The organism is Thiomicrorhabdus sp., assembly GCF_041583835.1.
Classification (GTDB): Bacteria; Pseudomonadota; Gammaproteobacteria; order Thiomicrospirales; family Thiomicrospiraceae; genus Thiomicrorhabdus.
The window spans coordinates 140,974-150,742 of sequence record NZ_JBFHFC010000006.1 but is presented as its reverse complement, the minus strand read 5'-3'; the positions used below and the strand labels follow the sequence as shown (position 1 = coordinate 150,742).

Below are 9,769 nucleotides of genomic sequence, written 5' to 3'. Positions count from 1 at the left end.
ATTTAGCAATTAGGGATTTATTATCAAAATCTTACGTCGCTTTGGTGGAGTGGCCGCAAAAAGGCGGTGGAATTTTGCCGCCAGCGGATTTCGAAATTACCCTAAAGCATCAACGGCAGGGCAGACAGCTTGAAATGCAGGCTTTAAGCGAGAATGGACGGGCTCTTTTGGAGAAAGTGTCGGGATCTTGACGCTAAAGTTGGCACGCTGTTTGTTATAAGATTGGTAAATTAAACTTTTAATAGAGATAAGTTTATGAAATCACTCAGCTTTACCAAAACATTTATAACCGCGAGTTTGGCAGCGCTGCTTCTGTTCAATGCATCTTTGGTGTATGCGGGTGCAGAATTGGATAAAATGCGCGTCGGGCAAAAGTCGGATAAAACTCGTGTTGTGTTTGATATCAAGCAAAACCATGATTTTAAAGTGTATAAGCTGAATAACCCTTCTCGTGTAGTTGTTGATTTCTATAAGACTGCAAACAAGCTTGATTTCAAAAACAAATATTATAAAGATTCGCGTTTATATCGTGTGCGCGTCTCTGATGCACCTAAGTCACTGCGTATTGTGTTGGATTTGCACAAAAATTACGATTACAACTTTTTTACCCTTGGCAAAAATAAAGAGGGTGCCGAGCGTTTGGTGATTGATCTTGTTCAGCCGAATGAGAAAGTTGCTAAAACACAGCCTTCTTCTGTTCAACCTGTTAAGAGTGCCGATAGGGATGTAAAGGCTAAGACTTCTTTGTTGGCGGACAAACACGAGAAAGTCAAACCACTCATTTCTCAATCACCAGCGAAGCCTTTGGTGGTGCTTGATTCAACCGTTAAGAATAATGTCGCTCGCGAAGTAAAGCAGAATCAGGCGACACAGTCTTTATTGAATAAAGACAGCTCGATTTTGGTAAAGGGTGATACGTTGGTAGTGGCAATCGATCCAGGCCATGGTGGAAAGGATGTCGGTGCAGTCGGTCATAATCGTATTTATGAAAAGGATGCGACCTTACAAATGTCGCGTGAACTTAAGCGTTTGATTGATCAGCAGCCAGGCATGCGTGCTGTGTTGACTCGCGACCGCGATGTTTTTATTCCGTTACACGAAAGAGTAAAGATTGCTAAACAGCATCATGCCGATATTTTCATTTCCGTGCATGCCGACGCATTCCATGACCGTTCGGTACAGGGCGGTTCCGTTTACGTATTGTCAAACGGCGGTGCGAGTAGTGTGATGGCACGTTTGTTGGCGAAAAGCGAGAATGCTTCTTTGCAGGATATCAAACTAAAAGGGCGTGACAGTGATGTGGCGTTTGCATTGAGTGATTTGACCCGCGAAGCGAATATACGTGCCAGCCGCAAGCTGGGTCGAAGCGTGTTGAGAGAGATGCAGAAGTCGGTACACATGCATAAACCTAATTTGCAGTCGGCGGAATTCGCTGTGCTTAAGTCGATCGATATGCCTTCGCTGTTAGTCGAAACGGCGTTTATCTCGAACCCGAGTGAAGCACGTAAATTAATGAGTTCAGCCTTTCAGACTAAAATGGCGAGCTCAATTGTTCGCGGGTTGCAGAAATTTGTTGACGGTAACTCGCAGAAGCCTCATTGGGGTGAAACCCTATACGTTCATTACAAGGTGCAGCCGGGTGACACTTTGTCGGAAATTGCCAGTAACTATCAGGTTTCCACCAAGGCATTGAAGAAGTTGAACGGAATTAAAAACGCGAATCAGCTTTATGTCGGCAGACAGGTGAAAATTCCGTTATCTGATCAGGTTGTTGCCGGTCTGTAAAACACTCTATATCCTTGTGCCGATCTATTCGGGATCGGCATTTCGCATAATCCATTTCCCGTAAACGCTTAAATTTTCTTAATGCTCTTAAGTTGAATCGTTATCTGATATTGAATTTCAGTCGTCTAAAATTCAATGATGCCTTTTTCGGTAACAATGGCATCGAGAGGAACATCCCACGGTTCGGCATTAAGCTGTTCGACTTGCTGGCAACTGTGCGCCCAGCCGACTAATTTAGGGCGAAGTGCTTTATTGGATAATTTAAATTCAAATGTACGATCATAATAGCCGCCGCCCATTCCCATGCGATTCCCTTCTACGTCGAATCCGACCAATGGCATGATGACCAAATCCATTTCAGTGCCCGGTAAATGCTGTCCGAGAGGAATGTCCGGTTCGGGAATTTTAAACTGGTTAGGTATCAGTAGCGTGTCTGAATGATAGCGTGAAAACCCCATATGCCAATCCGGCAGGGTTTCTAAAGCGGGTAGGTATACTTCAAATTCTTCGTGTTGCCATAGGGATTGAATTAAGGCATCTGTCCCCAGTTCACCGTCTTGACTCAAGAAGAGTGCAATTTTACGTGAATTCTTTAGCAAAGAAGATTTAAGTAAATGGTCGCGTGCCGCTAGGGCGTGTTGGTTTTGTTGTTGTGGTGTGAGTGCCTGACGCTTTTGTCGCAGAGTCTTTCTTAGGGTAGAGCTGCAAGTGTTTGTCATTGGCTGAACAACGATTGATTTATTGGATGGAAAAGACACGAAATCATTGGACTAAAATCCCTGAACCGAAGAGTTCAGGTGGCAGCCTCCACAAAGAGTTTAGGCTTCTCGGGTTAGCTAGGCTAACGAGATGCTCACCACTCAAAGTTTCTGACCCCAATATTGTAATTATCGGAAGGGGGTTTATGCCCAACAACTCCGTGCCGTGGGTTCATTATAACACTGCCGTGACCAGACTCTGAATAAGAATTATCACGAATCTTTAATGATTTATTTGATGCGTATTTATAAGCGAAAGTGATAAAGGTTGAAGCGTTGATCGTCTGGTTATGCGATTAAGTCGATTCGGTGGCCAGTTGATTCATGACCGTGTCCATTTGGTCTTCCAGATGTAAGGTGTATTGGACGGTTTCATCTTTCATTTGAAGGTGTTCGTAGGCTAAGTTTAGCGCCACCATGAGTATCTTGCTTTCACCCTTCAAACCGGGAACCTGTTCCAAACGGTCTTCGATTAAGGTAGCCGCTTCGATCAAGCGCTCTTTTTCCTCTGGATCGCAAGGAATTTCAAATGTGTGATTCATGAGTGTGATGGTTAACACGGCCAAGGCTCCTTAAAGAGTTTTTTGGGGTTTACAGACACCCTCAGTGAGTATGTTCTGCCTTTAAGTATGGTATTATTCATCAATATTTTGAGATTAACAAGAGTAGGTTGGTAATGGATTTTGATCAAATAAAAGAAGCCCTCTCACCTTATCCCGAATTAGAGTCTCCATCCTTTGTACAGGGAATGCTGATAGGGCTGATTTGTGGCGATAATGATATTGAAGAGACGGTATGGATTCGTAAGTTGCTTGAAGAAGCTCAGATTAAATCCGTTAAAGAGTCTTTTTTGAAAACCTTGCATGATTTATATATGACAACCGAAAACGGATTAAACGGATCCGGGTTTGAGTTGGAACTTTGTATTCCGGATGACGAACAGGATTTGGTTTATCGGGCGTCTATGCTGGGAGAATTGTGCGAAGGCGTACTTTATGGTCTGGGATTGATTGGTCGCTTGCAGGAATCCGAGGAAAAAATTTCCAAAGAAGTGCGAGAGTTAATCGGCGATTTCGGAGATATCGCACGAATTGACGTTGACGGTCTGGCCGAAGCCAAAGAGCTTGGAGACGCCGAGGAAAATGACTTGATGGAGTTGATCGAGTTTGTGCGCATCGGTATTTTAACGATCAATGAAGAGTTGAATCCGACTCAGGCTCCGCCGATTATGCCGGATGATTCAGATATGTCAGACACGGTTCATTAATTTCTCTTGAGTTAGCACCTATGTTACAAAACGATTCAATTCAAAGCGCTTCTAACGGGCATTCGCTCATACAGCCGGCCGATCGAATGATAGCTATGGCGAAAGCGCATCGACATGCTCTATTTGAGAAACTTCCCGAGAATAGTGCCGTGCTTGTGGCATCAGGCCATGAGCAGATTCGTAACCGGGATGTGGAATTTCCGTTCCGTCCCGAAAGCGATTTTTTCTATTTAACTGGATTTTCCGAACCGGATTCGGTGTTGTTGCTGTTGAAAACGTCCCACAATCAGAGCATTGTTTTTCTTCGTCCCCGGGATCCTGAACAGGAAACCTGGCAGGGTCGACGTCTTGGTGTTGAGTTGGCACCCGCCATTCTGAAAATCGATCAAGCTTGGGCGATTGAAGAGATGGATGAACAGGTTGCTGAATCTCTGGAAAATATTCAGCATCTTTATTTCAGTTTTGGGCAGTTGTCTACTTGGATGGAGCCGGTCGAACAGTGGATGGCAACGCTTAAATCAAAAGTTCGTAAAGGCGTTTCTGCTCCGACTCAATTGTGTGATCTGGATGCAATCATTCATGAGATGCGTTTGATTAAATCTAATGCTGAAATCGATTTGATGCGAGAAGCGGCACGTATATCGGTGGCCGGGCATTTGGCGGCCATGAGCAGTGTCGCCGCCGGTAAGTACGAGTTTCAAGTGCAGGCCGATTTGGAAGCGGCCTTTATGCAGCAAGGCTCGCAAAAAGTCGCGTTTAATTCAATCGTTGCCAGTGGGGATAACGCTTGTATTTTGCACTATACGGAAAACAGCGATCAAATGGGCGAGCACCAATTGGTGTTGGTGGATGCCGGGGCCGAATTTAGAGGTTACGCCGGAGACATTACCACCACGTTTCCGGTCAGTGGACGTTTTACCGAAGAGCAGAAAAAATTATATGAGCTGGTTTATAAGGCTCAGCAGGCTGCGATCGAGACGATTAAGCCGGGTGTTGGGTATAACGAACCTCATCAACAGGTGATTGAGATTCTGACGGCCGGATTGGTGGAGATTGGATTGCTGAACGGCGATGTTTCCGAATTGATTAAGGACGAAGCTTATCGCGCTTTCTTTATGCATGGCACGGGGCACTGGCTGGGGATGGATGTCCATGATGTCGGTAGTTATAAAGTGAATGGCTGTTGGCGGGAATTTGAACCGGGTATGGTGGTGACCGTTGAACCCGGGTTGTACATAGATCCCGGAATGGATGAAATCGACGAATGCTGGAAGGGAATCGGAATTCGTATCGAAGATGATGTTTTGGTGACCGAATCCGGTTGTGAGGTACTAACGAAGGGCTTGCCTAGAACCGTTGAAGCAATCGAACAGTGGATGTCCGAACATAACCCCAATCTGAAATAGTCTAACGCTGGATAGAACGATTAAGGCGATAAAAACATTCATGGAAAAAACGATAAAACAAGGTGACGCATTTATTTGCGGAGGCGGTCCGGTAGGATTGATGTTGGCAATCGGTCTTGCATTGAAAGGGCGCTCGGTTATATTGGCCGAAAGCATCGCCATGAACGATCCGGTCGAATCTTCACAAAGTTCTTTTGATGGTCGTGTGTTGGCTCTGTCTCATGGTTCTAAACTGGTTTTGGAGCAGTTACAGTTGTGGGAGGACGTCCGTTCGTATGTCACCGAAATCCATCATGTTCATGTTTCTCAAAAAGGGTATTTGGGTGTGACCACTTTGGATGCGCAGGAAGTTGGCGTGACTGCACTGGGTTACAGTATTCAATCTAGCGACTTGGGCAAGGTGCTTTGGCAGCATGTGAAACAACTGGGTAATATTGAAGTGTTGTGTCCCGCTAAATTACTCGACTTTACCGAAAAAGGCGAATGGGTTCATTCAATCGTTGAAGACGCTTTGATGGGGGAAGTCGAAGTACAAACCTCGCTGTTGGTTGGTGCCGATGGTACGAATTCGCAGGTCAGAAAAGTTTTAGGATTGCCTTTACAGAAAAAAGATTATCACGCCTATGGTGTGATCGCCCAAATTCAAACCGAGCAACATCCGCATGGCTGGTCTTACGAACGATTCACCGAACAGGGACCGGTTGCTTTGTTACCGATGCAGGATCATTTCCATAAAGCTGTATTGGTTTGTCCCGAAGAGGAAGTCGACCAAGTGATGGCTTTGGATGATGAGGCGTTTATGGCATTGTTTGCCGAAAAGATGGGCGAGCGTTTAGGGGCTTATACGCAAGTCAGTAAGCGTGTTGCTTATCCTCTGAACGAGACGTATGTCGAGCAGATGAATTCGGGACGTGCGGTATTGATGGGGAATGCTTCACATACTCAGCATCCGGTCGCCGCACAGGGGTTGAATTTGGGGATTCGTGATATAGAGGTGTTTTTGAACGGAATCGAGTCCGGTGACGATCTAGGTAATCCGGATTATCTGTCGGCTTATGCAGCCAAACGAAAGTCGGATCACGAGAGTGTGATGGGATTGACGGACAGCTTGATTCAAGTGTTCCAGCACGGTTCGCCATTGGTCGGTCATCTTCGAGGAATTGGGTTGATGGCGATGCAGGCGATGCCTGGCTTGCGTAAACGTTTTGCTAAATTTGCGATGGGAGGTCGACGTTAATGAGTCAATATATTGAGCAGACCTCCCTCAACCACGTGATGCCTCAACAGGCGGTAGAAACGGTGTGGGACCTTGTGGTTGTCGGCGGCGGCATGGTCGGTGCAGCCATGGCATTGGGTATGGGGCAGCAAGGTTTCAAAGTTTTGTTGTTAGAGCGCGATGCCGTGGATACCGAGTGGGATTCGCAGCAGCCATATCAAACACGGGTTAGCGCTTTGACTCGTGCGTCCGAGAATATTTTAAGGAATCTCGGCGCGTGGCAGGGGATAGAACGCCGTCGTTATCATCCGTTTGTCGCCATGCATGTATGGGATGAAATCACATCTGGTGAAGTGCATTTTTCCGCTGCGGATATGGGTGAACCTAATTTGGGTTATACGGTTGAGAACAGTGTGGTACAGGCGGCATTGTGGGAGCAGATTACCGATTGTGAACAGGTTAAAGTGCTTTTGGACGTCAAGTTGGAAGCATTGGCATTTGAAAGTGAACAGGCTTGTTTGTATTTGGAAGGCTACGGTAAGATTCAAACGCAATTATTGGTCGGTGCGGACGGCGCTCAGTCTCAGATTCGTCAAATGGCGCACATCGGTTTGGATACCCACGAGTACGAACAGTGTGCTGTCGTAGGGTGTGTGAAAACAGAATTAAATCATCAGGATACATGTTGGCAGCGTTATTTAAAAGACGGCCCGTTCGCTTATCTGGCAATGGGTAATAACGTCAGCTCAATCGCATGGTATTTGCCTGTCGAGAAAATGCAATGGGCATTGTCGTTACCCGATAAAGAGTTCGCCGAACGAATCGCCGAGGCTTCGGACTGGAAGCTTGGGCGTGTTATAGAGGTTGCTGAACGTGCCGCTTTCCCGTTAATCCGTCGTCATGCACAGCATTATGTGAAGCCGAATTTGGCTTTGATCGGTGATGCGGCACATACGATTCATCCGCAAGCGGGTCAGGGTGTGAATTTGGGCTTGTTGGATGCGGCGGCATTGATTGAAGTGCTGGTGGAAGCTCGTCGGGAAAATAAGGCTTTGGGGCAGTTCTCGGTGCTACGCCGATACGAACGTTGGCGTCGAGGGGATAATGCGATTGTTCAGCGTTCCATGGAAGGCTTTGATTGGTTGTTCAGGCAGGACGCTTCTCTAAAGGGTGTGTTCCGTCAAGGAATTTTGCCGCTGGCTAATCAGCTTACTCCGGTTAAAAACTGGTTGATGGGACAAGCTTTAAATGGTCGTGAAGCGCTGCCTAAGCTGGCGAAGTAGGGTGGTTGAATTGATGTATCGGTTGGATGGCAAAAATGGATTATAAGTCAATATTAGGAATTGCTGGTGTCAACTATCGTGAAAACGCCAGGGCTAAAAGGATTGGTGATCAATTTGAGGTATTGGTCCTTTTAGCCCTGTTTGCGGTGTTTATCCAGGTATTGATGTTTTATTCAGGATCCGATGTCGATACATCGTGGTTATCGACCTTGATTTGGTTGGTGTTCGCAGCGGAAATGGCGGTGAATTTATACAATGTGACCGATCGTTGGCGTTATTTACGGCAGAACTGGTTGAATACGCTGATTGTTATTCTGGCGTTCCCTTGGATTGGATGGCACGGCGACTGGGCTGTTATCATGCGTTCGTTAAGACTACTCTTGTTTTTGAGATTTTTTGTCCATTTTTATAATGATGCGATGACGATTCTAAAACGCCATCGGCTTGGTCAGATTTTGATCGGTTCGGCTTTTATGATCGTCGCGGCGGGTGGCTTGTTCGCTTATATAGAAGATCGTAATATTATCGACGGTATTTGGTATGCAATTGTCACGGTGACGACCGTCGGTTATGGCGATGTGGTGCCGCAAACCGAAAACGGCAGGATTTTTGGAACATTTTTGATCTTGTTTGGCGTGGTGTTGTTTTCGTTGGTTACGGCCAATATCTCCGCATTTTTGATCGGTTCCGGGCAGAGAAAGCAGGAAAAAGAAATTCTTAATTATGTGCGTTTAATGGAAGAGCGTCTGGAGAAGCAGACGATTGAAAATCAGCAGCATGTCGAAGTTATTATTAAGCACATGACAAAAGAAATTAGAGAGCTGAAAAGTACGCTGGACGAAACAAAATCAAAGTAATACAAGTTGTTATGATTGCTTACTTGTTTGACGAGTTGAACTCAATTGAGATATAAAATTTATGTGTATATCAATAAGTTTGACTTTTAAGTTCTAAAGCCCTATATTCAGTGGTGTTCAATAAATTTTATTATAGACCATAAAGGAAATTTCGGATGGCAGATAGACGTCTCCAAGTATTCCATACTGTTGCGAAAGTAATGAGTTTTACCAAAGCGGCCGAAACGCTACATATGACGCAGCCGGCGGTTACATTTCAGGTAAAACAGCTAGAAGATTTCTTTAATACGCGTCTTTTCGATCGTACGCATAACAAGATCACTTTGACAGATGCCGGAAAGGTCGTATACGACTATGCGGATCAGATTCTCGAACATTATGAAAAAATGAATAGCGAAGTTCGCGAACTGACTGGTGAAGTAACCGGGAGCTTAGTGATCGGAGCAAGTACGACCATCGCGGAATACATGCTGCCGAGTCTACTGGGGGCGTTTAAGAAGCAATTCGAAGACGTTAATATTCGCCTTCAGGTTGGTAATACCGATGCCATCGTTTCTATGGTCGAAAACAATATGATCGATTTGGGGTTGGTTGAGGCACCAGTGCACAACAAGAACCTTGAGGTCGATGTTTGTCGATTGGATGAAATGCAATTGATTTGTCCGTTGGATCATCCATTGGCGAAGCGAGATAAGGTCTCGATCGAAGATTTTAGAAAGTATGGTTATATCTCGCGTGAAGAGGGGTCCGGTTCGCGTTCGGTTATCGATACTTATATTCGCGAGCAGGGCTTAAGCTACAGCGATTTGAATGTGGTAATGGAGTTGGGTAGTCCCGAAGCCGTTAAAATGGCCGTTGAGTCTGATGTGGGTGTGGCGATTGTTTCACGCACTACAATCTCGAAAGAGTTGCGTTTAGGTACTTTAAAAGCGATTCCTTTGGATCCGCCGATTGTCCGTCCATTTTCGCACGTTCGTCAAAAACACAAGTTTCGCCATCGTGCAGTGGGCGAATTGCTGGATTTCGCGATTAACTATTGCCGGGATAAGGCGTTAGAGCAAGGATTTGCTTTGCCAGAAGAAGTACTGAAGGAACGTCAAAAATAATTGGCTTGCAAGCCGTTAATTTGATGGATTTCAGTAGTGAATCGAATAAAAAAGGCCGTTATAGACGGCCTTTTTTGATTTTGGGATTTGG

Annotated in this window: 9 protein-coding genes and 1 pseudogene; 8 read left to right on the top strand and 2 right to left on the bottom strand. The window is 45.5% G+C overall.

Annotation, left to right across the window (positions count from 1 at the left end):
- Together ABY044_RS05305 and ABY044_RS05300 are read left to right on the top strand one after the other, a co-directional pair.
- Positions 1-191 (top strand): annotated as a pseudogene (locus ABY044_RS05305) (tRNA (adenosine(37)-N6)-threonylcarbamoyltransferase complex ATPase subunit type 1 TsaE); the annotation flags it as partial.
- 64 nt (positions 192-255) lie between these two features.
- Positions 256-1,785, top strand: coding sequence for an N-acetylmuramoyl-L-alanine amidase (locus tag ABY044_RS05300; RefSeq protein ID WP_373018911.1), 1,530 nt, complete (start codon positions 256-258; stop codon positions 1,783-1,785).
- A 125-nt stretch (positions 1,786-1,910) separates the two neighbouring features.
- On the opposite strand, the gene ABY044_RS05295 is transcribed toward ABY044_RS05300, so the two are convergent.
- Together ABY044_RS05295 and ABY044_RS05290 are read right to left on the bottom strand one after the other, a co-directional pair.
- Entirely contained in the window at positions 1,911-2,504 is a 594-nt protein-coding gene (locus tag ABY044_RS05295) for a 5-formyltetrahydrofolate cyclo-ligase (RefSeq protein ID WP_373018909.1), read from the bottom strand.
- Positions 2,505-2,839: 335 nt separating this feature from the next.
- On the bottom strand, positions 2,840-3,103 hold the full coding sequence (locus ABY044_RS05290) for a cell division protein ZapA (protein ID WP_373018907.1): 264 nt from the start codon (positions 3,101-3,103) through the stop codon (positions 2,840-2,842).
- Between the two features lie 116 nt (positions 3,104-3,219).
- On the opposite strand from ABY044_RS05290, the gene ABY044_RS05285 reads away from it, so the two are divergent.
- The 6 genes from ABY044_RS05285 (at position 3,220) to ABY044_RS05260 (ending at position 9,678) form a co-directional block, all read left to right on the top strand.
- Positions 3,220-3,810, top strand: a complete 591-nt coding sequence (locus ABY044_RS05285) for a UPF0149 family protein (RefSeq protein ID WP_373018905.1) — start codon at positions 3,220-3,222, stop codon at positions 3,808-3,810.
- Positions 3,811-3,830: 20 nt separating this feature from the next.
- On the top strand, positions 3,831-5,216 hold the full coding sequence (pepP, locus tag ABY044_RS05280) for a Xaa-Pro aminopeptidase (RefSeq protein WP_373018903.1): 1,386 nt from the start codon (positions 3,831-3,833) through the stop codon (positions 5,214-5,216).
- Between the two features lie 40 nt (positions 5,217-5,256).
- Positions 5,257-6,453, top strand: a complete 1,197-nt coding sequence (locus ABY044_RS05275; RefSeq protein WP_373018901.1) for an FAD-dependent monooxygenase — start codon at positions 5,257-5,259, stop codon at positions 6,451-6,453.
- Positions 6,453-7,715, top strand: a complete 1,263-nt coding sequence (locus ABY044_RS05270; protein WP_373018899.1) for a UbiH/UbiF/VisC/COQ6 family ubiquinone biosynthesis hydroxylase — start codon at positions 6,453-6,455, stop codon at positions 7,713-7,715. The genes ABY044_RS05275 and ABY044_RS05270 overlap by 1 nt, the downstream gene beginning before the upstream one ends.
- A 35-nt stretch (positions 7,716-7,750) precedes the next feature.
- Complete coding sequence (locus tag ABY044_RS05265) at positions 7,751-8,572, top strand: ion channel (protein WP_373018897.1); 822 nt, start codon at positions 7,751-7,753, stop codon at positions 8,570-8,572.
- A 155-nt stretch (positions 8,573-8,727) separates the two neighbouring features.
- Positions 8,728-9,678 (top strand): LysR family transcriptional regulator, encoded by a 951-nt coding sequence (locus tag ABY044_RS05260; protein ID WP_373018895.1) that lies wholly within the window; start codon positions 8,728-8,730, stop codon positions 9,676-9,678.
- Positions 9,679-9,769 lie beyond the last annotated feature (91 nt).